Source organism: Brachybacterium sacelli (assembly GCF_017876545.1).
Taxonomy (GTDB): Bacteria; Actinomycetota; Actinomycetes; order Actinomycetales; family Dermabacteraceae; genus Brachybacterium; species Brachybacterium sacelli.
This window is the reverse complement of record NZ_JAGIOD010000001.1, coordinates 122,007-147,597: the sequence shown is the minus strand read 5'-3', so window position 1 is coordinate 147,597 and position 25,591 is coordinate 122,007. Positions and strand designations below refer to the sequence as shown.

22 protein-coding genes are annotated in these 25,591 nt (G+C 70.6%); 16 read left to right on the top strand and 6 right to left on the bottom strand.

What is annotated here, in order from left to right; all coding sequences use genetic code 11:
• Positions 1–147 precede the first annotated feature (147 nt).
• On the top strand, positions 148–1,356 hold the full coding sequence (locus JOF43_RS00635; RefSeq protein ID WP_209897855.1) for an ROK family transcriptional regulator: 1,209 nt from the start codon (positions 148–150) through the stop codon (positions 1,354–1,356).
• A 138-nt stretch (positions 1,357–1,494) separates the two neighbouring features.
• Positions 1,495–2,220, top strand: coding sequence for a FadR/GntR family transcriptional regulator (locus JOF43_RS00630; protein ID WP_209897853.1), 726 nt, complete (start codon positions 1,495–1,497; stop codon positions 2,218–2,220).
• Here the strand turns inward: JOF43_RS00630 and JOF43_RS00625 are convergent.
• From JOF43_RS00625 to JOF43_RS00615, 3 genes are all read right to left on the bottom strand, one after another.
• Positions 2,199–3,140 (bottom strand): NAD(P)-dependent oxidoreductase, encoded by a 942-nt coding sequence (locus JOF43_RS00625; RefSeq protein ID WP_209897851.1) that lies wholly within the window; start codon positions 3,138–3,140, stop codon positions 2,199–2,201. The genes JOF43_RS00630 and JOF43_RS00625 overlap by 22 nt on opposite strands.
• Positions 3,137–4,474 (bottom strand): MFS transporter, encoded by a 1,338-nt coding sequence (locus tag JOF43_RS00620; RefSeq protein WP_209897849.1) that lies wholly within the window; start codon positions 4,472–4,474, stop codon positions 3,137–3,139. Before JOF43_RS00620 ends, JOF43_RS00625 begins: the two co-directional genes overlap by 4 nt.
• Positions 4,475–4,734: 260 nt before the next feature.
• Positions 4,735–5,508, bottom strand: a complete 774-nt coding sequence (locus tag JOF43_RS00615) for an SDR family NAD(P)-dependent oxidoreductase (RefSeq protein ID WP_209897847.1) — start codon at positions 5,506–5,508, stop codon at positions 4,735–4,737.
• A 290-nt stretch (positions 5,509–5,798) separates the two neighbouring features.
• Between JOF43_RS00615 and JOF43_RS00610 the strand changes: the two genes are divergently transcribed.
• Positions 5,799–6,527 (top strand): SDR family oxidoreductase, encoded by a 729-nt coding sequence (locus JOF43_RS00610; RefSeq protein WP_209897845.1) that lies wholly within the window; start codon positions 5,799–5,801, stop codon positions 6,525–6,527.
• Entirely contained in the window at positions 6,524–7,219 is a 696-nt protein-coding gene (locus tag JOF43_RS00605; protein ID WP_209897843.1) for a FadR/GntR family transcriptional regulator, read from the top strand. The genes JOF43_RS00610 and JOF43_RS00605 overlap by 4 nt, the downstream gene beginning before the upstream one ends.
• Here JOF43_RS00605 and JOF43_RS00600 read toward each other — a convergent pair whose 3' ends face one another.
• Positions 7,220–8,176 (bottom strand): sugar-binding transcriptional regulator, encoded by a 957-nt coding sequence (locus JOF43_RS00600; RefSeq protein ID WP_209897841.1) that lies wholly within the window; start codon positions 8,174–8,176, stop codon positions 7,220–7,222.
• A 139-nt stretch (positions 8,177–8,315) separates the two neighbouring features.
• On the opposite strand from JOF43_RS00600, the gene JOF43_RS00595 reads away from it, so the two are divergent.
• The 10 genes from JOF43_RS00595 (at position 8,316) to JOF43_RS00550 (ending at position 21,145) form a co-directional block, all read left to right on the top strand.
• The gene (locus tag JOF43_RS00595) at positions 8,316–9,749 is read left to right on the top strand and encodes a sulfatase family protein (protein WP_209897839.1); all 1,434 of its coding nucleotides are present in this window, start codon (positions 8,316–8,318) and stop codon (positions 9,747–9,749) included.
• 52 nt (positions 9,750–9,801) lie between these two features.
• Complete coding sequence (locus JOF43_RS00590) at positions 9,802–10,785, top strand: Bug family tripartite tricarboxylate transporter substrate binding protein (protein ID WP_209897837.1); 984 nt, start codon at positions 9,802–9,804, stop codon at positions 10,783–10,785.
• Positions 10,786–10,822: 37 nt separating this feature from the next.
• Positions 10,823–11,314, top strand: a complete 492-nt coding sequence (locus JOF43_RS00585) for a tripartite tricarboxylate transporter TctB family protein (RefSeq protein WP_209897834.1) — start codon at positions 10,823–10,825, stop codon at positions 11,312–11,314.
• A 58-nt stretch (positions 11,315–11,372) separates the two neighbouring features.
• Positions 11,373–12,869: a tripartite tricarboxylate transporter permease gene (locus JOF43_RS00580; RefSeq protein WP_209897832.1), complete on the top strand. Its 1,497-nt coding sequence runs from the start codon at positions 11,373–11,375 to the stop codon at positions 12,867–12,869.
• A gap of 162 nt (positions 12,870–13,031) precedes the next feature.
• On the top strand, positions 13,032–14,924 hold the full coding sequence (locus JOF43_RS00575; protein ID WP_209897831.1) for a hypothetical protein: 1,893 nt from the start codon (positions 13,032–13,034) through the stop codon (positions 14,922–14,924).
• Positions 14,925–15,022: 98 nt separating this feature from the next.
• Positions 15,023–17,494 carry a PEP/pyruvate-binding domain-containing protein gene (locus JOF43_RS00570; RefSeq protein WP_209897829.1) on the top strand — a complete coding sequence of 824 codons (2,472 nt, stop codon included), beginning with the start codon at positions 15,023–15,025 and terminating at the stop codon, positions 17,492–17,494.
• 90 nt (positions 17,495–17,584) lie between these two features.
• Entirely contained in the window at positions 17,585–19,921 is a 2,337-nt protein-coding gene (locus tag JOF43_RS00565; RefSeq protein WP_209897827.1) for a molybdopterin oxidoreductase family protein, read from the top strand.
• A complete protein-coding gene (locus JOF43_RS00560; protein WP_209897825.1) occupies positions 19,918–20,394 on the top strand; it encodes a hypothetical protein in 477 nt (158 codons plus the stop codon). Before JOF43_RS00565 ends, JOF43_RS00560 begins: the two co-directional genes overlap by 4 nt.
• Before the next feature lie 89 nt (positions 20,395–20,483).
• Positions 20,484–20,813 (top strand): nucleotidyltransferase family protein, encoded by a 330-nt coding sequence (locus JOF43_RS00555; RefSeq protein WP_209897823.1) that lies wholly within the window; start codon positions 20,484–20,486, stop codon positions 20,811–20,813.
• Positions 20,810–21,145, top strand: coding sequence for a HepT-like ribonuclease domain-containing protein (locus JOF43_RS00550; protein ID WP_209897821.1), 336 nt, complete (start codon positions 20,810–20,812; stop codon positions 21,143–21,145). The genes JOF43_RS00555 and JOF43_RS00550 overlap by 4 nt, the downstream gene beginning before the upstream one ends.
• Positions 21,146–21,165: 20 nt before the next feature.
• Here JOF43_RS00550 and JOF43_RS00545 read toward each other — a convergent pair whose 3' ends face one another.
• Complete coding sequence (locus JOF43_RS00545; protein WP_209897819.1) at positions 21,166–22,221, bottom strand: patatin-like phospholipase family protein; 1,056 nt, start codon at positions 22,219–22,221, stop codon at positions 21,166–21,168.
• Positions 22,222–22,416: 195 nt separating this feature from the next.
• On the opposite strand from JOF43_RS00545, the gene JOF43_RS00540 reads away from it, so the two are divergent.
• On the top strand, positions 22,417–23,034 hold the full coding sequence (locus JOF43_RS00540; protein WP_209897817.1) for a hypothetical protein: 618 nt from the start codon (positions 22,417–22,419) through the stop codon (positions 23,032–23,034).
• Between the two features lie 165 nt (positions 23,035–23,199).
• Here JOF43_RS00540 and JOF43_RS00535 read toward each other — a convergent pair whose 3' ends face one another.
• The gene (locus tag JOF43_RS00535) at positions 23,200–23,748 is read right to left on the bottom strand and encodes a YdeI/OmpD-associated family protein (RefSeq protein WP_209897815.1); all 549 of its coding nucleotides are present in this window, start codon (positions 23,746–23,748) and stop codon (positions 23,200–23,202) included.
• A gap of 506 nt (positions 23,749–24,254) precedes the next feature.
• Between JOF43_RS00535 and JOF43_RS00530 the strand changes: the two genes are divergently transcribed.
• Entirely contained in the window at positions 24,255–25,505 is a 1,251-nt protein-coding gene (locus JOF43_RS00530) for an MFS transporter (protein WP_209897813.1), read from the top strand.
• The last annotated feature ends 86 nt before the right edge of the window (positions 25,506–25,591 follow it).

Below are 25,591 nucleotides of genomic sequence, written 5' to 3'. Positions count from 1 at the left end.
TGGGCCGACAGAAAACTCGGGCTCACGCTTGCGGGATGCGCGTCCGGTCCGGCCCTCCGGCGGTGCTTCTGCCCCGCTCGGCGATCTGTGCGCCGGTGTTTCTGTCGGGCACTTGGCGAAAAGGTCCTCGGTGCCTACGATGCCCGCATGCATTCGCCTGGCGCAGCCGCCGTGCGCTCGCGATGGAGGCACGAGGACCAGATCCTCGCCGCGCTGCGCCGCCAGGGCGCGATGCGACGCGCCGATCTCGCCGCCGCCGTCGGCATCTCCCGCACCACCCTCTCGGAGATCGTCACCGACCTCATCGAGCGCGGAGCCGTGCAGGTCACCTCGACCGATGCCGCCGCACGCCGCGGCTCCGGCCGGCCCGCCGAGCTGCTCTCGCTGAACCCCCGCTCGGGCCAGTACCTCGGGATCGACATCGCCCACGCGGCCGTGCACCTCGCGGTGGTCGACGCGAGCCATCAGGTCATCGCCGCCGAGCAGCGCGAGATCGCCCCCGATGCGCCGTGGGAGGAGCGGATCAGCCTCGCGCTCGCCGCCATCACCGACATGGAGCGGGCGGGGACGCGTCTCGAGGCCCTGCAAGGGGTGGGAGTCGGGCTCCCCGGCCCGTACTCACCTTCCTGGAGCGGTGACCACGCGGAGGCGCGGGCATCGTCGTCGGCGGCGCGCCGCCTGGTCGAGGACGTCGTCCAGGAGCGGTTCGGCGTCGGGCCGCTGCTGGACACCAACACGCGCCTGGCGGCGCTCGCCGAGGCCCTCCAGCGCGGCGAGGCGGAGGAGGACCTCGTGTACATGCGGGTCGCGACCGGCATCGGAGGAGGAGTCGTGGTCGACGGCCGGCTCGTCCACGGTGGGCGTGGGCTCTCCGGCGAGTTCGGGCACGTCACGGTGCACCACGAGGGCCGACGGTGCCGCTGCGGCAAACGCGGATGCCTCGAGACCGTCGCCTCGCTGCCCGCGGTCCTGGAGACCTGTCGCGGACGCGGGCTGGACCTGGCCACCACCGAGGAACTGCAGCGGGCCGTGGGCCGCGCCGATCCGGTCCTCGAGGACGCGCTGCGCGAGGCCGGAACCGCCGCGGGGAAGGTGCTCGCCTCGACGGTGCTCGCGCTGAACCCGACCCAGCTCGTCGTCGGCGGGACACTCGCCCGCATCGCGCCGCTTTTCGTCCAGCAGATCGCCTCGACCATCACCTTCGAGGTCCACCCCATCGACGGGGCGCGCCCCGAGGTGCGGGTCTCCGAGCTCGGCGACTCCGGGGGAGCGCGGGGCGCGATCCACGCCCTGCTCCACCGCTCGTCCCTGCTCGTCGACTACCCCGGAGGCCTCCGGGAGGCCTCCGGGGGCTGAGCGCGCCCCAAGGTGGCGCGCCATCGCGATACCCCGCCGGCAGGCCCCTGCGCCGCCGGGGCGGCGCGCCGTCCCGGCACCCGCCGGCGGGCACCGCCCCCGCGTCGACCGAGCGCATGCGCCGCGTAAGCTGGGCGCATGTCGGAAACTCGTCTCACCACTGCGGTCGATGCTCTCGGGGCCGCCATCGTCTCCGGGCATCGGGAGCCGGGGGAGTCGATGACGATGCAGGAGCTCGAGGCGCAGTACTCCGTCTCACGCTCGATCATGCGCGAAGCGGTCAGGGCGCTGCAGACGATGGGTCTCGTCACGACCACCAAGCGGATCGGGGTCACCATCCTGCCCGCGAGCCGCTGGAACCATTTCGCGCCGGAGGTGATCCGCTGGAAGCTCGACTCGGAGGACGACGCCGCTCCGCTGCGGTCACTGAACGAGCTGCGGGCGGCGGTGGAGCCGGTCGCCGCGGGTCTCGCTGCCACACATGCCCCGTCGTCCTACCGACTGCGGCTGCTCGAGCTGGCCGGTGAGATCCGCACCGCGGTGATCACCGAGGACCGCGAGCGGTTCCTCGCGGCCGACGTCGAGTACCACGACCTGATCCTGCGCGCCTCCGGCAACGAGATGTTCGCCCAGCTGCAGAACCCGGTCGCGGCCACGGTCGCCGGGAGGGACGAGCTGGGGCTGCTCCCGAACATGCCCGACAGTCGTTCGCTCGCCCTCCATCAGGAGATCGCCGAGGCGATCCACCTCGGTGACGCGGCCCGCGCCCAGGACCTGGACGCGGAGCTCGTGGCCTTCGTGATCCAGGAGACGAGACCCTCGTGGGAGGGCAGTCAGCGCTTCTACCCGGCCGACGCCGAGTGACGGGTGCGCGCGTGCTCGAGGACGGCGGCGAAGGCGTCCGCGAACACTCGTGCGACGGTGTCGTGCGTCTGCGCTCCGGAATGAGGCGTCGCGATCAGGTGGGGAGCGTGCAGGAGGGGATCATCGGTCGGCACGGGCTCGCGGTCCCAGACGTCGACCGCCGCTGCCGCGAGGTGACCGGATTCGAGCGCCTGCCGCAGCGCCTCGCCCTCGACCACTCCCGCCCGTGAGATGGAGATCAGCACCGACCGCTCCGGCATCATGGCCAGCTGGGATGCTCCGAGCAGCCCCGTGGTTCCTGCGGTCAGGGGGAGATGGACGCTGACGATCCGCGACTGCGCCAGGAGCTCCTCCAGGGGCGCGAAGGCGGCGCCTCCTTCGAGGTCCGGTCCTGGGCGCACCGCGTCGTAGTAGAGGATCTCCATCCCGAGGGCCGCAGCCCTCGAGGCGACGGCCCGCCCGATGTTGCCGAGGCCGATGACGCCCCAGGTGCTCCCCTGGAGCTCGAAGGTCGACGAGAGGCGATCGTTGGGACGCCAGCGGCCCTCCTTCATGCTCGAATCCAGGCGCACCAGGTCCCGCGCGCATGCCATGGCGAGCGTCAGGGTCATCTCGGCCACGGCGACCGAGTTGCGGGCGGGGAGGTTCGCGACCTCCACCCCTGCCCGCTCCGTCGCCTCCAGATCGATGCCGTCCAGTCCGGCGCCCAGGCGCTGGATGAGGCGGAGGTGAGGGGCGGCTTCGATCATCCGGGCATCGATCCTGCGGCCGCCGTTGACGATGTAGCGGGAGCGGCGGAGGTCCTCGGTGGTCGGTACGCCGTCCGGCGGGATCGTCAGTCGCACCTCCGGCGGAGCCTGCCGGCGCATCACCTCGATCACCTGCTCGTCGGTCTCGCCGAGCCACAGCACGTCGATCACGACGTCGCCTCCTTCGTGGGCGTTCCGTGAGTTGTCGTTCCCCGATCACGGGGGTCCCGGACGAACAGCACGAGCGCGGAGGCGAGGACGCCGAAGAGGGTCAGCACGAGCAGGGATGCCCGGTCCGATCCGGTCAGGTCCTTCAGGAATCCGAAGATCGTCGGCCCGACGAATCCGCCCAGCGCTGCGATCGAGTTCACGAAGGCGAGGCCGGCGGCGCCGCCGCTGGTGGTGTCCAGGTAGGAGGACGCCAGGGACCAGAAGGCGGACATCGTCCCGTATCCGAAGAACGACAGGCACAGCGCGATCAGTCCCGCCGCGGGCCCGACGAGGGCGCTGGCGGCCAGGCCCGCGGCGATGCACAGGCAGCCCAGCAGCACGTAGAGGTGACGACGCCCGTGCTTGTCCGATTGCTGACCGAGGACGAACAGTCCGATGATCTGGAAGGCGTAGGGGGCCACGGACAGGGAGGTCACCTCGAGGGTGGACAGCCCGCCGATGCGGGAGGTGATCGCCGGCAGCCAGAAGATCAGGCCGGCGTTCGTGATCTGCATGCAGGTGTACACCCCGGCCAGCAGCAGCACGCGCGGCTGGCGCACGATGTGCCAGATCCGGGTCTCGTGCGAGCTGCTGTCGCCGATGTCCTCGCGCAGCGAGCGCTGCAGGGCGGCCTTCTCGCGCTCGTCGAGCCATCGGGCATCGCGGGGTGAGTCCACCAGGACGAACAGGCACAGGATGCCGATCGTCACGGTCATGAGTCCCTCGATCAGGAACAACCATTGCCAGCCGTGCAGCGACGCCCTGCCGTCCAGGCCCAGCAGGACCCCGGAGAGGGGTCCCGCGAGGAGGTATGCGGCGGGCCCTGCGGCGCTGAGGAGAGCCATCACCTTGCCGCGCTCCCGACTGGGCAGCCACTGGGAGATGAAGTAGACGGCGCCGGGGAAGAAGCCGGCCTCCGCGGCGCCGAGGGCGAAGCGCAGGATGTAGAAGCTCGTGGTGTCCTGCGTGAACATCATCGCGAAGGTGACCAGGCCCCAGGTGATCATGATCCGCGCGAGCCAGCGGCGGGCCCCGAAGCGGTGCAGCAGCAGGTTGCTGGGCACCTCGAAGAGGAAGTAGCCGATGAAGAAGATCCCGGCCCCCAGGCCGAAGGCGGCATTGCTGAGGCCGATGTCCGCCGAGAGCGTCTCGCGGGCGAAGGCGAGGTTGCCGCGGTCGAACTGGTTGAGCAGGTACATCAGCGTCACGAACGCGACCAGGCGCACCACGATCCGCCGGTAGATCGGTCTCTCCAGCGGCGCGGGCGCAATGGTGGAGGGTGGGCTGGTGCTCATGAGGGGTGACCCCTTCGTCAGGCTCGGTCCGAACGGCCTGACGATAAAAGCATACGTAAGGAGAATTCACAAGGCACAGAACATATGTAACTGACGCGAAGGGTGCTCCAGCCCTTGGCGCCGCACGTGGCCGAGCTCCGCGGACGCCCGGAGGGGTCAGCGCCGAAAGGGCCGAGGGCCGAATGGCCGGACGTGCGTCTCGGCCTGCGGCGGCACCGCGCCCGACGAGCCGGGCACGGCGACCGCGCGCCGCATGGAGGTCACCGCCCGTACGCCCGGGCCGGGATCTGCGTGGAGAGCTTCCCGCCGGAGACGTCCAGGAGGGCGCCGGTGATGTAGGAGGCCGCGTCGCTCGCGAGGAAGATCAGCAGATTCGCGACGTCGTCGGGGGTCTCCCAGCGGCGCAGGGACAGGGTGTCCAGCAGGCGGTCCTGGGACTCGGCGGGCATCTCGGCGAAGCCGTTCATCACGGTGGGCACCATGCCCGGCGCGTAGGCGTTCACGGTGATGTCCCAGGGGCCGAGCTCGGAGGCGAGCACCCGGGTCAGCTGCACCACGGCGGACTTCGAGGCCGCGTACGCGGCGCTGGCGACGCTCGGCACGATCGCGGCGAACGATGCGGCGTTGATGATCCGGCCCCCGCCGGCGGCCTGCATGAGCGGGGCGACGGCCTTGCTCACGAGGAACACGCCGCCCACGTTCACGTCGAAGCAGGCCTTCCAGCGGGCCCATTCGATCTCGGCCACCGGCCCCTCGACGTTGATCCCGGCGTTGTTGACCAGGACATCGATCGTGCGGTGCCGCCGTGCCACCTCGTCGACCGCCGCCTGGACCGAGTCGGGGTCGGCGACGTTGCAGACCACCTGCTCGACGGCATCGTCCGCGTCGGCCCCGGCGGGATCGGGCTCCGGGAACGCGAGGTCGAAGGCGACCACCTTCGCGCCCTCGGCGGCGAAACGCTGTGCGATCACCGCTCCGATGCCGCGTGCGGCTCCGGTCACCACGACCACCTTGTCCCTGAGATCCAGCTCCATCGCGTCGTCCTCTCCTGCGGCCCCGTCGGCCGCTGTGCGTTCCGGCGCGCCCCGTCGGCCGCCGTCTGTCTCGGGCGTGCCCCGACGACACGTCCTCAAAAAGCATACTATTGGGTGTGAGTGGCTGTCGGCGCGGAGAGGGATGCGGCCGTCCCGGGCGCCACCACGACCGTCGAGCGATCCCGACGCCCGCACGACGACGGGCCCGCACGACCGCCGATCCGTACGACCGCAGACCCGCACGACCGCAGACCCGCACGAGCACACCCGTGCACGACGAAAGGGACCCCATGACAAGCACGACGAAGCGCACGCTCTGGATCACCGGCGGAGGCAGCGGCATGGGCCGCGCCGTCGCCCTGGTCGCCGCCGGACTCGGCTGGGCCGTGGCCGTCAGCGGGCGACGGCGCGACGCGCTCGACGCCGTCGTCGCCGAGATCCACGCCGAGGGCGGTGAGGCGCTCGCCCTCCCGGTGGACGTTCGCGACCGGGGAGCCGTGGCCGAGGCCGTCCGGCTCGTCGTGGAGCAGTTCGGGAGCCTCGAGGGGGTCGTGCTCGCCGCCGGTCAGAACGCCCCGCGACGGCGGTGGGACGACCAGCAGCTCGACGAGTTCGAGAGCATCGTCGGCACCAACCTCACGGCCGTCGCGACCGCCATCGACGCGGCGCTGCCCCGGCTGAGGGAGGGCGGGGGGACCGTGGTGGCGATCTCCTCGTATGCCGGGTGGAGCTTCCAGCCGGGCGCCGGGGTGGCCTACTCGGCGAGCAAGACCGCCGTCTCCTCCCTCGTGCGCACCTTGAACCAGCAGGAGGCGGCTCACGGCGTGCGCGCCTGCCATCTGTGCCCCGGTGATGTCGCCACGGATTTCCTGGAGCAGCGGCCCGAGGTGCCCGACACCGCCGCGCGCGAGGTCATGCTCAGCCCCATGGACATCGCGCGCACGGTGGCCTTCGTGCTCGAGTCCCCGACGCACGTGCGGGTCGACGAGCTGGTCGTCTCTCCCGTCTCCCAGGCATGAGCGCCGGCGGGACCGCCTTCGATCGCGCGCTGGACCTCCTGGGCCGGTCGATCGTGGGCGGAGAGCTGCCCGCGGACCATGCCGACACCATCGAGGGGCTCGTCGAGCACACCGGAGCCTCCCGCAGCGTGGTGCGCGAGGTCAGTCGGGTGCTGACCTCCCTGGGCATGCTCAGCGCCGGCCGGCGGGTGGGCCTGAGGGTCCTCGCGCAGGAGCACTGGGACGTGCTGGATCCCCTGGTGATCCGGTGGCGCCTCGACGGCCCCGAGCCCCAGGCCCTGATCGACGAGCTGCGGGCCCTGCGCCTTGCGATCGAACCCGCCGCCGCGGCCGCCGCGGCCACCCGGGCTGGACGACGCGACCGCGGCGCGACGCGGGAGCTCGAGGAGGCCGCTGCGGACCTGCGGGACGCGGCCGACGAGCCCGAGGCGGCCGCCTTCCTGCGGGCCGACCGGGCTCTGCATGCCGCGGTGCTCGACCTCTCCGCGAACACCCTGTTCACGAGGCTCCGCGCCGTCGTCGACGAGGGATTGCAGGAGCGGGCGCTCCGCGAGCGCGCCGAGCTGCTGCCGGACCCTCACGATCTTGCGCTCCACCTGCGCGTGACCGAGGCGATCCTCGCCGGGGAGCCGGGGTCGGCCGCGTCGGCGATGCGGGAGATCGTCGAGCGCACCTCCTCGGCGCATCCCTGATCAGGAGGCGAGCAGGGCCTCCGCGAGCGGCTCGTCGAGGACGAGGACGTCGACGAGTCCTCCCCGGACCGCCGCCCGCACGGCGTCGGCGCGGTGGGCCCCGGCGCACGCGCCGATCACGTTCGGGATCGCGCGCAGCTGGTCGAGGGTGAGGCCGACGATCCGCTCTCCGACCCCCACGTCGACCGGATGGCCGGCGGCGTCGATGACGCGACCGGAGACGACGGCGCTCGCCCCCGCCTCCGCAGTGCTCGTCACGAGGTCCCCGGGCAGCAGCGGAAGGATCGAGGAGCCCTCGGGCGTCCAGGTGCCGATGCCCACCACCGCGTGATCCACCCGGGCCGCGCGCGCCATCACCCCCGCGATCTCGGGCGCCCTCAGGAGAGCCGTGGCGATATCGCCCGAAGGGGCCACCAGTGGGGCGTAGATCGGATGCGCGGTCCCCTCGGCGATGCGCGCGACCTGCCGGATCACCTCGACCGATCCGACACGGTCCCCCGGGAAGGTCAGCGCCCCGGCCAGCTGCACGACGTCGCAGGGGGCCAGCTGCTGCAGCTTCTCGGGCAGTGCCTCGACGATGCGGGACCAGACGATCCCGAGTGCCTCCCCGGGCCGGACGGTCTCGGAGAGGTAGTCGGCCAGTCCTTGCGCCACGGCATCGATGCCCGGGAACGGAGGGACGCCCCGGCCTCGGGGGATCACCATCACCTGGCGCACGCCGAGGCTCTCCTCGACCCGTGCGGCGAGGCCGCGGCCCGAGGCCTCCGTGTCCTCCACGCGAATGGTCACGATGCCTGACTCGCGCGCTTCGGTGAGCACGCGCGCCACCTGCCACCTGCTCAGTCCGGTCTCCTGGGCGATGTCGACCTTCGAGCGGTCGTGCAGGTAGTACGCCCGGGCCACCTCGAGCATGAGGGGTCTGCTGATCGTCTCGGTCCGTCGTCTCGCGTCCACCACGACACCACTATCGCACATGTGAGCAGTCCGAAAATGCACGCTTGCGCGGCCCGGTGTGAGATCCTACACTCGCTTCAACATTCGAGCGGTACCCGTAGTGCTCGTCTGTGCATCGAGGTCCCGGGTTCAGAGAGGCACCATGTCCGAAGCACGTCCGAACGTCGTCTTCATCATCACCGACCAGCAGCGCTTCGACACGATCGCCGCGCTCGGCCACGAGCACGCGATCACTCCGAATCTCGACCGCCTGGTGCACGCGGGGACATCGTTCACCCGTACGTACGTCACGTCCCCCTCCTGCGCACCGTCGCGGGCCAGCCTGTTCACGGGCATGTACCCGCACACCACCGGGGTGCTCAAGAACAACGATCCCTGGAGCCACTCCTGGGTCGAGCTGCTCGCCGACTCCGGATACCGCTGCGTCAACGTCGGCAAGATGCATACCTACCCGTACACCACGAGCGTCGGGTTCCATGAGCGCCACGTGGTGGAGAACAAGGACCGTTCGAACCCCACGCTCCCCTTCTTCCTCGACGAATGGGACAAGGCCTTCCGTGCTCGGGGGCTCGTCAAACCGGACAGGGCGACGAAGTACCGGGCCCTGGAGGACTACGGCGAGCGGCTCGGCGCCTTCGAGTGGGAGGCCCCCGACGACCTCCACGTCGACAACTTCGTCGGAGGTCTCGCCTCGCACTGGCTCGACGTGTATCCCGGTGAGGAGCCCTTCTTCCTGCAGGTCGGTTTCCCGGGCCCGCACCCGCCGTACGATCCGACCCCCTCCGCCCTGGCGCAGTACGACGGCATGGCGATGCCGGCCGCGCACGACTCCGCGGAGGACCGGGCGAGCCAGCCCTTCGCCGTCCAGGACCTGATCCGAGACAACCTCGAGGTCGACCACGACGGCATCGTGCACCTCGAGCACCCCACCGCCGAACAGGTCTCCCGCCAGCGTCGCCACTACATGGCCAACGTGACGATGATCGACGAGCAGGTCGGCGAGATCATCGACGCGCTCGAACGGCGGGGCGTGCTCGAGGAGACCGTCATCATCTTCACCTCCGATCACGGTGACTGCCTCAACGATCACGGGCACATCCAGAAGTGGTCGATGTACGAACCGAGTGCGCGCGTGCCCGCCGTGGTCGCCGGCCCGGGGGTGGCGGCCGACCGCCGGCTCGACGGGCTCACCTCGCTGTTCGACCTGGGGCCGACGATCCTCGAGGTCGCCGGGATCACCCCTCCGGCGTGGATGGAGGCGACGTCGCTCGTGCCCGCGCTGCGCGGCCAGGAGTACGCGGGACGCGAGTTCGTCTTCTCCGAGCACGCTCGGGACATGGTCCTGCAGAAGACCGAGCTCATGACGATGGTGCGGGACGAGCGCTTCAAGCTCGTCGAATTCATCGACCACGAGGACGGCCAGCTCTTCGACCTGCGGGAGGACCCGCACGAGATGGCGAACCTCTGGGACGACCCCGGCTTCCGCGACCAGCGGGATCGCCTGTCCACGGTGATCTCCCGATGGAGAGCTCAGAGCGAACTGCACACGGCCGACTGGTCCGCGTCCTTCCGCTGACCGCCCTACCCCGCCGGCCCGCATGACACCACAGCGACAAAGGAGTAGCGACATGCGCATCAACTCATCCCGAGGCCTGATCCTGCTGGTCGCGGCCGTGATGGCCGGAGGCGCCGTCTCCGGCTGCGAGGCCGGTGGCGGTGGCGGAGAGGACGGAGCGGCCTGCGACGCCCTCACGATGGTCGTGCCGTACGCGCCCGGAGGGAGCTCCGACACCGTTGGTCGGGCGCTCGCCGATGCCGTCACCAAGCAGGACGGCATCCGCGTCGAGGTCACGAACCCCACCGGGGCGAACGGCACGGTCGCCGCGACCGAGCTGGCCACGCAACGACCCGACCCCTGCCAGGTGATCTACCTCCCCAACGGCCCGTTCGCGTCCATGCCGTACTTCCAGGACGTCCAGTTCGAGCCCGCCGATTTCCGGGGGATCGCCGCGGTGAACGAGGAACCGATCCTCCTCGTCGTCAACGCCGACGGCCCATGGAAGAGCGTCGAGGACCTGCGCGGGGCGGCGGACCACCGGTTCACGTACGCCAACTCGGGGACGGGCAGCTACACGCAGCTCGCGATGGCACAGACCTTCGCCGAGCTGGACCAGGAGGCCGAAGGGATCCCCTTCGACGGCTCCGCCCCCGCGATCACCGCCCTCCTCGGCGACCAGGTGGACGCCGTCGCGGTCCACCCGGGTGAGGCGATGCAGTACCTCGAGTCCGGCGACCTCACGGCGCTCGCCGTCTTCGGCCCCGAGAGGCTGGAGTCGCTGCCCGAGGTGCCCACCGCTGCTGAACAGGGCGTCGACGTCGAGCGCTCCGTGTGGAAGGCGGTCTACGCGAACGCCGAGATCCCCGACGACGCAGCCGCCCACCTCCAGAGCTCCTTCGAGGAGGCCCGGGGCTCGGATTCCGTCGCCTCCACCCTCTCGAACCTGAACTCGGAACCGTCCGAGGTCCCCGCCGATGAGCTGATCGGGAAGCTCCAGGCCGAGCACGACGAGAATGCGACGACCTTCGCAGAGCTCGGGATCATCGATGGTTGACCGGGCGCCGGCGAACGCTGTGCCAGGAGAGCACGTCATGGACACGGAACATCCCTCGCAGGAGCCGACCGGGCCGACGGAGGCCGAGGCGCCCCCGTCGGCCCGACAGAAGGCGCTCAAGCCGATCGGGGCCGGCGTGCTGGCCCTCGTCGGAATCGGCGCGATCATCTGGGCGATCACCTTCGACGTCGGCTCCCTCGACCGGCCCGGGGCCGGCCTGTGGCCGGTGGCGCTGGGAGGTGCGCTCACCCTCGGTGCCGCGGTGTTCCTCGGGTTCAACCGTGACGGGAAGGAGGGCGCCTTCGGCCGGGAGCAGGTCGATGCGGTGATCGCGATCGCCTCGATCATCGCGTTCATCCTGCTCTTCCAGCACGTGCACTTCGTCCCTGCCGCTCTCGTGCTGATGGCCGGCTGCCAGCTCGCCGCCGGCGCCCGGAGACCACTGCCGATCGCCGTGACGTGCGTGCTCGCCACGGCCGCCGCGTGGGTGCTGTTCTTCGTGGTCCTCGGCGTCTCGACCCCGCTGTAGCCCGCGCTCCGGACCCGCTCGAACCAGCCATGAACACCAAGAATTCGAGGACACGCTGATGGAAGAGTTCCTGCTGGGGCTGTCGACGGCCCTCACGTTCCAGAACCTGCTGATCGTCTTCGTAGGAGTGCTGGTCGGAAACCTGATCGGCGTCCTGCCCGGGCTCGGATCGGCCGGGACGATCGCCCTCCTGCTTCCCATCACCTTCGCGATGCCGCCGGAATCCGCGATCATCATGCTCGCCGGGATCTTCTACGGATCGGCCTACGGCGGCACGATCACGTCGGTGCTGCTGAAGATCCCCGGCGAGGCGACGACCATCGTCACCACCTTCGACGGCTACCAGATGGCGCGCAAGGGCCAGGGAGGCGTGGCCCTCGGGGTCTCGGCCATCGGGTCCTTCGTCGGTGGGACGATCGCGATCGCCGGGCTGCTCTTCCTCGCCGCCCCCATCGCGCGGCTGGCTCTCGGATTCGGTCCCGCGGAGTACGCACTGCTCGCCCTGGTCGGGATCGTCCTGGTCGCCTACCTGGCCAACGGCGGGATGCTGCGCGGGGTCGTGGTGGCCTGCGTCGGGCTGCTGCTGGCCACCATCGGGACCGACCCGATCGACGGGACGAGCCGATTCACCCTGGGGGTCCCCGCCCTCGCGGGCGGCATCGAGTTCACGGCGGTCGCCATGGGCCTGTTCGGGATCGGCGAGCTGTTGCACACGATCGAGGAATCCAAGCGCAATCCTCCGCAGTCGCTGGGCTACGGCCGGGTGCTCCCGAACCGACGGGAGATGAGAACCTCCACGGGCCCGTTCGCGCGGGGCTCGGTCATCGGGTTCCTCCTCGGCATCCTCCCGGGCGGCGGCGCGACGATCGCCTCCATGGCGTCCTATGGCGTCGAGAAGCGCGTCTCGAAGCACCCGGAGAAGTTCGGGACCGGGGCGATCGAGGGTGTCGCCGGGCCGGAGACCGCGAACAACGCGGCAGCGAACGCGTCCTTCATCCCGCTGCTCAGCCTCGGCATCCCGGCCAACACGACGATGGCCGTCATCTTCGGCGCACTCATGATCCAGGGGATCACTCCCGGGCCCCAGCTCATCCAGACCCATCCGGAGGTCTTCTGGGGCGTGATCGTCTCGATGTTCATCGGCAACCTCATGCTCCTCGTGCTGAACATCCCTCTGATCCACCTCTTCACCCGGCTGCTGAGCGCGCCGATGCGCTTCCTCGGCCCTCTCACCCTGCTGGTGACCGTGGTCGGGGTGTACAGCGTGAACTATTCGGTCTTCGACATCTGGGTCGCCCTCGTCTTCGGCGTCCTCGGCTACGTGATGAAGAAGTTCGGGTTCGAGGTGGCGCCGCTGGCACTCGCCTTCGTGCTCGGCCCTCTGCTCGAGGCCAACGTGCGCCGGAGCCTCCTCCAATCCGACGGTTCGTTCGGGGTCTTCGCCGGCAGCCCGATCTTCGTCGTCCTGATCGTGGGCGCCCTGCTCTGGGCGGTGATCGGGTGGACGGGCCGGCGTCGCGCGGCGGCGTCCGAACCGGAGCAGGTGGCGCGCTGAGAGAGACGTCCGGGTCCCGGACGAGATGTGCGCTCACGCGGGGAGGAGGCTTCGGGTGCGCTGATACTGTCCCTCCGGGCACGGCCTCCGCCGATCGGGCACCGAACGTCTCCGCTCCGTCGGATCGTTAGTGTGTACCGATCGTCGAGAGGACCCCCGTCCATGACCCTCCGCGCCGCCGCACTCCGCACCCGCGCCCGCGCCGCCGCCCGGGACGCCCTGTACAGCCCGCCCTCGCGCAAGCTGGCCCGCGTCCTGGCCCACGACCCCCGCACTCATCGGGTCCGCGCGGCGCTGGAGCAGCGCGGGCACGGAGAGGTGCTGCGACGTCTCGCCTCCGAGACCCTGCCGCGGCACACCTTCTACCTGCGGCTGAGGATCAGGAACTGGAAGAAGTTCGACGGCCGGGAGTTCCGCCTCCTCCAGGGGGGCCGGGTCGTCTACGGCAACCAGATCTCGGCCCCGCCCGAGGGACAGCCGCTGGAGTACCGCAACATCATCGTCACCTCGGACGACCCGTCGGACTTCACCCTCGACCTCCCCGTGAAGCACACGATCCACGTCGGCCGCGGAGCCTTCTCCACCGAGGAGCAGGACAGCTACGACGAGCGCTACCACGTCGAGCAGCACGGCGACGTGCGCTACTCCGTGCGCGGCAACACTGCCAATCCCTCGCGGATCCTGGTCACCTTCCCCGGCTTCCCCCCGGCCAACTCGCGCGTCTCCTATGCGGTCAGCTACCTCAAGGCGCTCACCGACGAGGACCTCGAGGACGCCCTCATGGTCTGCTTCCAGGACCGCTACGGAGTGGCCGGGACCTACATGCTCTTCGACAACGCCGGCCGGCCCCTGCACGACCGGGTCACGACCGCGCTGACCGATCTGCTCTCGAGGTACGAGCTCGCACAGGAGGACATGCTGTTCTTCGGCGCGTCGAAGGGGGCCTCGATCGCGGCGATGACCGCGCGGGACCTGCCGGGCGTGCGCCAGGTGCTGGTGGTGCCACAGATGAACCTGCCCTACTACTTCGCCAAGCCGGTGCTGCGCCACGGCCTGTACCGGGATCAGCGGGTGTGGGACGCCGAGCAGCCCTCCGTGCTGCTGCGGCGCTATCTCGCCGAGGGGCGGCGGATCGACTGGTTCTACACCGACAGCGACCAGGACTCGAACTATTCGCTGATCGAGTACGCCCGCGACGTCCCTGGCCTGACCAAGCACCGCCTCAACGGTGCCCACGCCACCGTCGCGAAGAAGTCCCTGCCCACCGTGCTGAGCATCCTGCGCGCTTTCGCCGCCGGCGGGGACGAGGACGCGGCGCCGCGACCACTGCCCTGCGGAGAGCTCGTGGCCACCGTCCACGAGGACGGGGTAGAGATGAGCGTCCGCCTCGAGGACGTCACCGATCTCAAGGAGGCCGCCAACGTCTACCTCGAGGGCACCCTCGGGGACACCCGGTTCCGGCAGCTGCTGACGGCCGACGGGGACCCCTCGCGCCGGGCGACCGCCCCGAAGCAGCGCCTGGATCCCGTGCTGCACCCCGTGGACGCCCTGACCCGAGTGATCGCCTTCGACGGGACCACCCGCACGCTGTCCGGTGAGCTGCCCGCCGTGGTCACCGACGACGGCGCGCCCGCCCCGTCCGCCGCGGCGCCGATCCCTCTGCCCGGGGAGCTGAGCGCCGCAGCGGACGAGCCCCGCGACTACGCGGTGCTCGGGGCGAGCAACCGTCCCTCCACCCGGGTCCGGTACGTCTCGGCCGGGCTCGATCCGAGCGCCGACAGCGCCGAGCTCGTCGTCGTCCCGGCCGCCGAGCTGCCGGAGGCGCGGCCCGCGGAGCCGCCCACCGCGGTCCGCGCCCGGTTCGTCATGGCCGCCCAGGACGGATGGCGGGACCTGGCGCTGCTGGCGCGTCGCGTCGCCCTCGTGGCCCGGGTCGATGCGATCCGGGTGGTGATCGAGGACCCGGACCTCCCGGACCACCAGCTGCGCGCCCTGCAGAAGCTCTACGGCATCGACGTCGACCTCACCGACCACCGCCGCCGCGACGCCGACTGAACGGCGCTGACCGGGAGCTCCACCGAGCCTCTCAGGGCCTGTCGCGCCGCGACGGCACTGTGAGAGGATCCCTCCACCCGATCAGGAGGCATGGCGACGTGAGCAGCACCGAGACGACGGACGGGGCCTCGAGCGTCATCGCCCTCGACCAGATCGATGCGCAGATGCTCGACCTCGTCGGCGGCAAGGGCACGGGTCTCGGCCGCATGATGCGCCACGGTGAACGCGTCCCGCCCGGGTTCTGCGTGACCACCCGCGCCCACCGCGCCGGCCGCGTCCCGCGCGAGGACGTGCTGGAGGCCTACCGTGCGCTCGGCAGGGGAGCGGTCGCGGTGCGCTCCAGCGCCACCGCCGAGGACCTCCCCGACGCCAGCTTCGCCGGAGTGCAGGACACGTATCTGGGCATCGAGGGAGAGGACGCCCTGCTCGAGGCGATCGAACGCTGCTGGGCCTCCCTGCACAGCGACCGCGCCACCGCCTACCGCGACGCGCTGGGATGGGAGGACGGACCCCGCATGGCCGTGGTCGTCCAGCGGATGATCGCACCCCGCGCCGCCGGAGTGATGTTCACGGCCAACCCGCTGACCGGGACCCGCGGCGAGACCGTCATCGACGCGACCGCGGGACTAGGCGAGGCGATCGTCGACGGCTCCGTCGAGGGCGACCACTACGTGCTGGGCCGCGAGGCGCCGACCGACTCCCACGGTGTGCTCAGCACGCCGGACCTGCGCGCTCTGCAGGACGCCGGTCGGCGTCTGGAGGCGGCATTCGGCGCCCCGCAGGACGTCGAGTTCGCCCTGGACGACGACGGGCTCTGGCTGCTGCAGTCCCGGGCGATCACCACCCTGTTCCCCCTGCCGGCGCCGGAGGAGGGGACGAGCGGCGACGAGAACCTGCACGCCTACCTCGAGGTCGGTCACATGCAGGGCCTGCTCGAGCCGGTCACCCCGATGGGGATGACCGCCCTGACCGAGCTCGCCGACTGGTGGGGGCGGAACATGGGGATGGGGCTCTTCATGGATGCGCTGACCGACATCGGAGGCCGGATGTTCATGGACCTCACGCCGATGCTGCGCCACCCCCGGATGCGTCGCCGCGTGGGCGCGGCGATGGAGGTCTACGGGGCCGACGTGCGCCGCCACGTCGAGCAGCTGCTCGAGGACCCGCGCTTCGCCCCTCGCCGCGAGAAGATGTTCGACGTCGGCCAGATGGTGCGCGGCCTGGCGCCCATGATGCCCCGTCTGCTCGCGGATACAGTCACCGCGGGCCTCGCCCCGCAGCGCACCCTGGAGCGCTCCCGGGAGGTGCTGGAGTCGATGCTCCGACAACCCCCGCTGCGCAAGGACCTCCCGGCCACCGCGCGCATCGCCGCGATCCGGGAGCTGAGCGGTCCCGTCCTCGGCAAGGCCATGACCCCGCTGCTGGCGCCGCTGATCATGGGCCTGTCGGCGCGACCGCTCGCCGAGGCGCTGCTCGGGGACACTGTCCGGCCGGAGGAGCTCGCGGCGATCGGCCGCGGCATGCCGCACAACATCACCACCACCATGGACCTGGCGCTGTGGCAGGTCGCCACTCGCGCCCGGGAGCACGGCGACCTCTTCCGTGAGACCTCACCGCCCGAGCTGGCCCGCCGATACGCCGCCGGCGATCTGCCCGACGTCGGTCTCGAAGAGTTCCTCGCGCGGTACGGGTACCGCAGCGCCCGGGAGATCGACCTCGGAGTGCCCCGATGGGTCGAGGATCCGGAGCCGGTGTTCGCCGCGCTCGCCGGGTACCTGCGGGTCACCTCCGCCGAGGATGCCCCTGACGCCCGATTCGCGCGCGCCGCGGACGACGCCGAGCGCACCCTCGAGCAGGTGGTGACGCGGGCGGCCCGGAGCCGACCGCTGCGGGCCCGCGCCGCCCACTTCACTCTGCGCCGCTGGCGGGACCTGGCAGGCCTGCGGGAGCTGCCGAAGTTCGTGTGGGTGATCCCGCTGCTGGACATCCGCCGCCAGTTGCTCCTGCTGGGCGAGGACCTGGCCGCACAGGGATGCCTGGAGCAGGCCGCCGACGTCATGTTCGTGACGCTCCAGGAGGCGCAGGAGTCGGCGGAGTCCGGCCGGAACCTCTGCGACCTGGCCCGGGACCGCCGCGCCGAGCATCGCCGGGAGAGCCGCCGCATGCAGGTCCCGCGGCTGCTGCTGTCCGACGGCACGATTCCCGAGAACGTGCCGGATCCGCAGGCGCCGCAACTGACGGAGGACGAGCACCACCTGGTGGGCCGCCCCGCCGCGGCCGGGCGTGCGACCGGGAGGGTCCGCGTGGTCACCGATCCGGGCAAAGCCACCATGGAGCCCGGCGAGATCCTGGTGGCGGCGACCACCGACCCCGGCTGGACCCCGCTGTTCCTCACCGCCGCCGGGCTCGTGACCTCGACGGGCACGCCCGTCGCCCACGGCCCCACTGTCGCCCGCGAGTACGGCATTCCCGCCGTGATCTGCCTGCGCGGCGCCACTGAACGCCTGCAGACCGGCCAGCTCGTGACGATCGACGGCGCCACCGGAACGGTCGAGCTCCACGAGGAGTGAGGGCGCGCCTTCCGTTCGGTCCCGACCCTTGTGGGGCCGGAACCGCCTGCCTAGCGTCGAGGGCGGCAGCGGACTCGACGAGGAGCAGCGATGGCAGGCAGCCGAATCGATGATCTCTGGGGTCGGCGCACCCCGTACCGCAGCGGCGGAACCTGGCCCGTGCGGGTCGACGAGCACTACGAAGAGGGCATCACGCCCGCCGACGTCGAGCAGTGGGTGCCCACCGCTTCCCTCCTGCACTCCAACGGCGATGCCATGGACATCGCGGTGGCCGACGGCCGTATCGTCGGGGTCCGCGGTCGCGCCGAGGACCGCGTCAACCACGGCCGCCTGGACATCAAGGACCTCCATGCCTGGACCGCGAACAGCTCCGCCGACCGCTTGACCGTCCCGCTGGTGCGCCGCGACGGCGAGCTGGTCGAGACGGACTGGGACACCGCGATGGACACCGTCGTGGCGCGCTGCCGACGGGAGATGGAGACGAAGGGCCCGCGGTCGATCGGCTTCTACACCAGCGGCCAGCTGTTCGCCGAGGAGTACTACACATTGGCCACCCTCGCCCGCGCAGGTCTGGGCACCAATCACCTCGACGGCAACACGCGGCTGTGCACCGCGACCGCCGGGGAGGCGCTCAAGGAGAGCTTCGGCAGCGACGGCCAGCCCGCCTCCTACACCGACGTCGACCACGCCGACGTCATCGCCCTGTTCGGCCACAACGCCGCCGCGACCCAGCCGGTGCTGTGGATGCGGATCCTGGACCGCCTGGCCGGGGAGGCTCCGCCGCAGCTGCTGGTCGTCGATCCCCGGACCACCCCCGTCGCCGAGCACGCCACCGTCCACCTCGCGCCGCGCCCGGGCACGAACCTCGCCCTGCTGAACGCCCTCGTGCACGAGACCATCGCTCGTGGCCACGTCGATCGCGACTACGTCCACAGCCACACCGTCGGCTACGAGAAGCTGGCCGCGCAGGTCTCCGGCTGCACCTCGCAGTGGGCGGCGGAGATCTGCGGACTGGCTGCCGCCGAGATCACCGCCGCCGCCGAACTGCTCGGCGGCTCCGAACGGTTGCTGACCACCGTGCTGCAGGGCTTCTACCAGTCCCACCAGGCCACCGCCGCCGCAGTGCAGGTCAACAACCTCGTGCTGCTGCGCGGCATGCTGGGCCGGCCCGGCTGCGGGGTGCTGCAGATGAACGGGCAACCCACCGCGCAGAACACCCGCGAGTGCGGCGCGAACGGCGACCTGCCGGGGTTCCGGAACTGGCAGAACGACGAGCACATTGACCAGCTCGCCGAGGTGTGGAACGTCGACCCGCTGCGGGTGCCGCACTTCGGGCCCTCCACGCATGCGATGCAGATGTTCCGCTTCGCCGAGCAGGGCTCGCTGACCTTCCTGTGGATCTCGGCCACCAACCCGGCCGTCTCCCTGCCCGAGCTCGCCAGGATCCGCACGATCCTGGCCGACGAGAACCTCTTCGTGGTCGCCCAGGACATCTTCCCCACCGAGACCACCGCTCTGGCCGACGTCGTGCTGCCTGCGGCGACCTGGGGCGAGAAGACGGGCACCTTCACCAATGCCGACCGCACCGTCCACCTCTCCCAGCAGGCCGTCGCCCCACCCGGGCAGGCTCGCTCCGATCTCGACATCTTCTGCGACTTCGCCCGCCGCATGGACCTGCGCGACCGCGACGGCGAGCCGCTCGTGCACTGGCACGACCCGGAATCGGCCTTCGAGGCATGGAAGCGCTGCAGCGCCGGCCGACCCTGCGACTACAGCGGGATGAGCTACGCACTGCTGCGTGAACGCGGCGGCATCCAATGGCCCTGCACCGCCGAACATCCCGACGGCACCGAACGGCTCTACCTCGAGGGCGAGTTCTGGGCCGCACCCGCGAACTGCGAAACCTACGGCCGTGACCTCGGCACCGGCGCCTCCGTCGAGGCCACCACCTATGAGGCGCTGAACCCCCAGGGCAAGGCACTGCTGAAGGGGGCCGCCTACACCCCGGCCCATGAGGAGGTCGACGACGACTTCCCGCTGCACCTGATCACCGGGCGCACCATCTTCCACTTCCACACCCGCACCAAGACCGCTCGCGCACCGGCGCTGAACGACGCCGCCCCGCAGGTCTGGGTGGAACTGGCCCCGCAGGACGCCGCGGAGCACGACCTCAGCAGCGGAGACCAAGCGGAAGTCGTCACGGCTCGCGGCAGCCTCCGGGGCGAGGTGCGGATAGGCACCTGCCGCACCGGGGTCGTCTTCGTCCCCTTCCACTACGGCTACTGGGACTCCGACCACCCCGCCGGACCCGCCTCGGCGGCCCAGGGGACCGCCGCCAACGAGACGACCGTGACCGACTGGGACCCCGTCTCCAAGCAGCCGCTGTTCAAGCTGAGCGCGGCCCGGCTGGAGAAGGTGACGTCATGAAGGCGGGCCTGCGATACGTGCTGGAGAAGACCTACCGGGCCGAGGGCGCGGTGATCGCGCACCTCCAGGCGCTTCTCGAACGCCACCCGGCCGAGCACGAGGTACGGCACGTCTCGATCGATCTTCTGGAGCTCTCGCGCAGCAACCGTGAGCACCTGGCCGCTGTCGCCGCCGAGCAGGACCTGGACCTCACCGCGCTCGAGGAGGACTCCGAGGACCATGACGCCACGGTCCAGGGCGCCGGGGTCGAGCCCGGCACCCCGCTGGGACTGCTGGAGGATTTCCGCGAGCTGCTCCTGCGCGCCTCGGGTGCATCGTTGGACTGGGAGATGCTCGCCCAGCACGCTCAGGCCGCCCACGAGAGGACGCTGCTGGACCTGGCCTCGCAGTGCCATCCCCAGACTCTCCGGCAGATCGCCTGGGCGAACACCATGCTCAAGACCTCCTCGCCGCAGGCGCTGGCGTCGCAGTAGCAGTCGCGGCGCGAAGCGAGGGGCGGCGGTTTCCATCGTGATGCACGGGGAGATCTGCCCGAAGGGAGTTTGCCCAGTAGAATCGGTACATGACTGAGACTGCTGCCGTGGGACGGAAGCCGCTCGGCGGCCCCTCGGGCCGGCGGGTGGCAGCGCATCGTGCTGAGATACGCAGGGTGCTGAGTGAGCACCGCATCTCTGCCCCTGAGGTTTTCGGCAGCACTGCTCGTGGTGATGACCACGAGGGAAGTGACGTCGACATCCTGGTGGACCTTCCGGCGGGGATCAGCCTGATCGACATCATCGGAATTCAGTTCGAGTTGGAGGACCTCCTCGGGGTGCCGGTTGATCTCGTCCCGCGGAGCGGGCTGAAGGACCGTGTGCGTTCCCATGCCATGACGGATCTGGTACCGCTGTGAGACGCTCCGACGCCGACCTCCTGGACGACATCGCAACAGCGATCACCTCGATCCGCTCCCACCTGCAGTACGGGCCGATCTCCGTCGAGATCGTCATGGATGCGGTTGCCATGAGACTGCTGGAAGTCGGCGAAGCGGTGAAGTCGCTCAGTGAGGAGGTCACGAGCTCGGAACCGGACATCCCATGGCGAGCCGTCGCGGGTATGCGGGACTTCCTGGCACACCACTACTTCGTCACGAATCCGGAGGTCATCCAAGCGGTGATCGACAAGGATCTCGAGCCACTCGACATGGCCGTCGGACGGCTACTGGAGCGTGCACGACGCTCCTGAGACGATCGGCCCCGCCGGACTTACCGGCTGTGGGGTGATCGGTACCTGGAGATGTACTGCGGGAAGTCCCACGCCTCCTGGCCGGCGGCGCCGTCGAGGAAGTCCTCCGTCGCCTGTCTGCCCTTGCGGTAGAGCATCTCCTGGTCCTCGTCGGAGAGGTCGAACTCCGCCGGACGCACCGCATCGGTGTCGATGAAGATCGTGCGGGCACGGGAATGCGAGGACTCGATGTGCATGCGGTCGTAGAAGCCTGTGACCGTGTCCACGACTGCCTTGGCGAAGCTCAGCGGCCCCGAGATCTTGTTGACGACGCCGAGGTGCGTCTCCGGTCGCGCGGAGAGCTTGATGCCGAAGGTGGGCCAGCGCGGCTCCTGCCCTTCGGGACGGTCGAACACCGAGACCGGGAAGTTCGACAGCAGCCCCCCGTCGACCAGCCACGCCGACTTCCCCGTCGCCGTCCTCCACCGCACGGGGCGGAAGAACACCGGGATCGACATCGAGGCCCGCACCGCCTCGAGCACGGTCAGCTGCTCAGGTGATCTCCCGAGGTCGTCGGCGTCCTCCGGGAGGAACCGCAGACGACCGGCGGAGAGGTCGGAGGCCGTCAGCACCAGGCGGAACTGCGTGTCGTCCTCCTGCTCGAGCCCCGGTTCCGGGTCGCGGTACAGCAGGTCGGAGAAGGTGCCGGTGCCGTCGGGGCGGCCATGGGTGGTCAGCTGCTGCTGCAGCCAGCTGGTGAGGTAGTCCCCGCGGTGGATGCCGTTGTGCAACAGGATGCTCAGGGCCTTGCCGAGCAGGAACCGGGTGTAGAACGGGCCGTCCTTGAAGCGCCGGTAGTCGGTCTCCCGCAGGATCTTCACCATCGTCGCCCCCGAGATCCCGGCAGTGCTCAGCGCCCCGGCGATCGCGCCGGCGGATGAGCCGGCGACCCGGTTGACGCGGTAGCCCCGCTCCTCGAGGACCTCGAGGGCGCCGGCCAGGGCGATCCCCTTGACCCCGCCGCCTTCCAGGACCAGGTCCACCCGCTGGGTGCCGGCGGCGTCGGATGCGGACGTGGGGGAGTGCGCGTCGGCCATGGCGCCAGGGTAGGGCCGGGCAACGGCGAAGCTGCTGAGGCGAGGCCGGGCGGCGTGGTGCCGAGGCGCGATGACGCCCCGATGTCGCAGAGCCGGGCGCGGCCCTCGTGCCCAGGGGCCTCGTCGGTCCCTTGCCTCCGCGACGCGCATCGGTGACGATGGAACGTGCTCTGGATCACTACGAAGGGATGCATCATGGTCATCGCACGCACTCACCTGCTGCGACGGACTCTCACCCCGGCCCTGACCACGGCCGGTATCGCAGTTCTGGTCCTCGCACCGACGGCCGCTCGGGCCGACACCGGCGGCACGGCCGAGGCAGCCGCCGGCACGAACGGGACGACGCCCGCCACCGTCGGTGCAGCCACTCTCGGGCCGGACGGCTATAAGGCGCTCGAACTCGGCATGTCGGAGGATGACGCCGTCGCCACCGGCCTGCTCACCGACCGGCAGGAGATCGGCGACTGCGCCTGGTACTACCTGGACCCCGACGAGGGCGCGCAGAACCCGGGCGCGGGCGTCGTGGTCTCACCGACGCGCGGCGTCGTGAACATCCCCGGCACCGAGAACAGCCAGACGCCGGAGGGGATCACGATGGGCTCGGTGGACGACGAGGAGGGGTCCACCACCGAGCAGATCGAGGCCGGTTACGACCGGTACACGGTCGACAAGACAGGCCCCACGCCGCTCTACACCGCACCGGCGCCCGGGAACTCCCAGGCGCATTACATCTTCGCCATCGGCGAGGACGGTCGGGCCAAGGACATGGGCCTGACTGCCGACGACGATGGCGAGTGCGGGCTGAACGACTGAGTCGCCGGCGGTGCCGCGCGGTCGCGGCACCGCGATCGAGCCGGCCGCATCGCACCGTGAGCGAGTGCGGGCGTCGACGCCGGCCGGCCGCGTAGCGCGGGCACGCAGCACGGGCAACGAGCGCCGGCAGCAGTGCGGGACCGTGCGTCAGCTGAGCCCGCGGCCTCACTCCAGTCCGATGAGCTTCCCGCTCTTGGCCAGCTCGGGATCGGTGCAGGAGGCCAGGTCGAAACAGCACGGCCGACGCTTGCCGCCGCGCATCTTGTCGATCGAGACGTCGACCCGCTTCGCGCGGGTATCGGGATTCTTCGTCGCGCCCACCCAGCGCACCCACTCCCAGCGGGCCATCGAGGTGATGCCCGTCCAGGTCTCCTCGATATCGGGCGCCTGCTCGAGAGCGGAGGCCAGATCCTCCGGCACCTCCGGCTCGGGCCAGTCCTTGGTGGAGGTCAGCTCGAAGGTGACCTCGTCGCCGTCGCCCGCCCCGAGGGCCGCCAGCAGCTCGTCATCCAGTGAGACCCAATGCCCCTTGCGACCGTCGGGCTCGAGCACTGTCTCGATCTCGTGATCGTTCAGGGCGCCGATCGCCGCGACCTGGCCACGAGAGGGCAGCTGCGCGCTCGCGGACTCGGGCAGAGGCAGGATCAGGCGCTCACCGACTGCTCGAACGGTCGCGGTGCCCGTGATCGTCGTCGGGGTCTTCGTGGTGGCCATGAGGCGCTCTCCTCCAGGTCGGGCCGGTCGGGATGTCGATCAGCTTACGAGGGGCGCAGGGGAGGGGCTTCTCGGATCCTGATCGATGCTCATCGGCTCGGCCATCTCGGCCATCTCGGCCATCTCGGCCATCTCGGCCGTCTCTGCCATCTCGGCCGCCTCGGCGCATGAGCGGGCGACCTCCAGCTGTCGAGACGGCGAACGCGCTCGGTGTCGGTCCGTTCCGGCACACGCGGTGCCGGCGATCGGTCCCCGGCCGGGTTATGCACCGTCACGACCGGTTCCGGCCGCCCCACCGGTCGTGCGGCCCGCAGAACTCGTGCCGCTCACGGCGGGTGACATACCGCGCGGATGCGCAGCGTGCCGTGCGGGACGGCTGGCGTGCCGCACGAGACCGGAGCGCCTGCCCGTGCCGGTTAAGCCGTGGTACAGGGAGGTGGCCCACCCTGGACAGCGCTTAACCTAAGAGGACGGCGCGAACGGCTCCGCCGACGGACGGAGGATGCATGACCACCACGCTCCGTCCTCGCCGCTTCGGCTCTCTGCGCGACAAGCACTCCCGGCCCTACCTGATGACCGCCGGACTCTCGATGATGGGCGACAACATCGAGCACGTCATCACCTACTGGGTGCTGTGGCAGACGTTCCACTCTCCCTGGCTGGTCGGCTTCCAGGTGATCAGCCATTGGCTGCCCTTCCTCCTGCTGTCGGTCCTGTTCGGCACCCTGGCGGAGAAGTACGACTGCCGACGCATCATCCAGATCGCCCAGGGCCTGTTCGCCCTCGTGTCCCTGGCCTGGGGCGTGCTGTTCCTGACCGGCACACTGGAGATGTGGAGCGCCTGCGTGCTGCTGGTGCTGCACGGATGCGCCGGTGCGCTGTGGGGCCCGGCCGAACAGCTGATGCTCCACGACTTCGCCGATCCCCGCGAGCTGCCCAGCGCGGTGCGGTTGAACGCCACCTTCAAGAGTCTCGGCGTGCTGGCCGGGCCCGTGGTCGGTTCCGTGCTGATGCTGCTGCTCGGGACGACCTGGGGCATCTTCGCCAATGTGCTGTTCTATCTGCCGATGACCCTGCTGATGCTGCGCACCCCCTTCACCGGGCACACCCGCAGCGGCATGACACTGCGCGAGCGCGTTTCGATCCTGGACACCGGGAAGGTGCTGCGCGGTGTGGCCGGGGACAAGGTGCTGGTGGGGATGATCGTGCTGGCCGGTCTCATCGCGGTGTGCGTCGGTTCCTCGCTGACGGTGTCGATGCCCAACTTCGCCGACGCCCTCGGTGCGGGCGAGGAGGGCGACCTCGGCTATGGTCTGCTGCTGTTCGCCAACGGCATCGGCGGCGTGGTGGGTGGTTTCCTGCTCGAGGCCACCGGGATCATCCGGGCCGACGTGAAGGCGGCAGTCGTCGCCGCCGTGGTGTTCGGGCTGACCAGTGTCCTCGTCGCCACCACCACCCACTACGCGGTGGCGGTGGCGGCGCTGGTGGTCGGAGGCGTCGCGAACCTCGCCGCCACCTCCGTGGGGCAGGCCATCGTGCAGCTGCGGGCGCCGGAGCACCAGCGTGGACGCGTGGTCGGGGTCTACGGGATGGTCGCCAGCGGCATGCGCACCGGCAACGGCATCACCCTCGCCGGGCTCGGGGCGGTCGTCGGCGTCAGCGGCGCGGTCGCCGTGGGGGGACTGGGGCTGGTGGCCGGGGCGCTGGTGATCGCCCTGCTCATCGGGCTGCAGACGGCGCGCGGCCGACGGGCCTGACGGCCGGGGTCGCTGTCCGATCGAGCTCGGCGTACGGACGAACTGCCGGAAGACGGCGCGCGGCGGAAGGAAAGGGCGCCGAACTG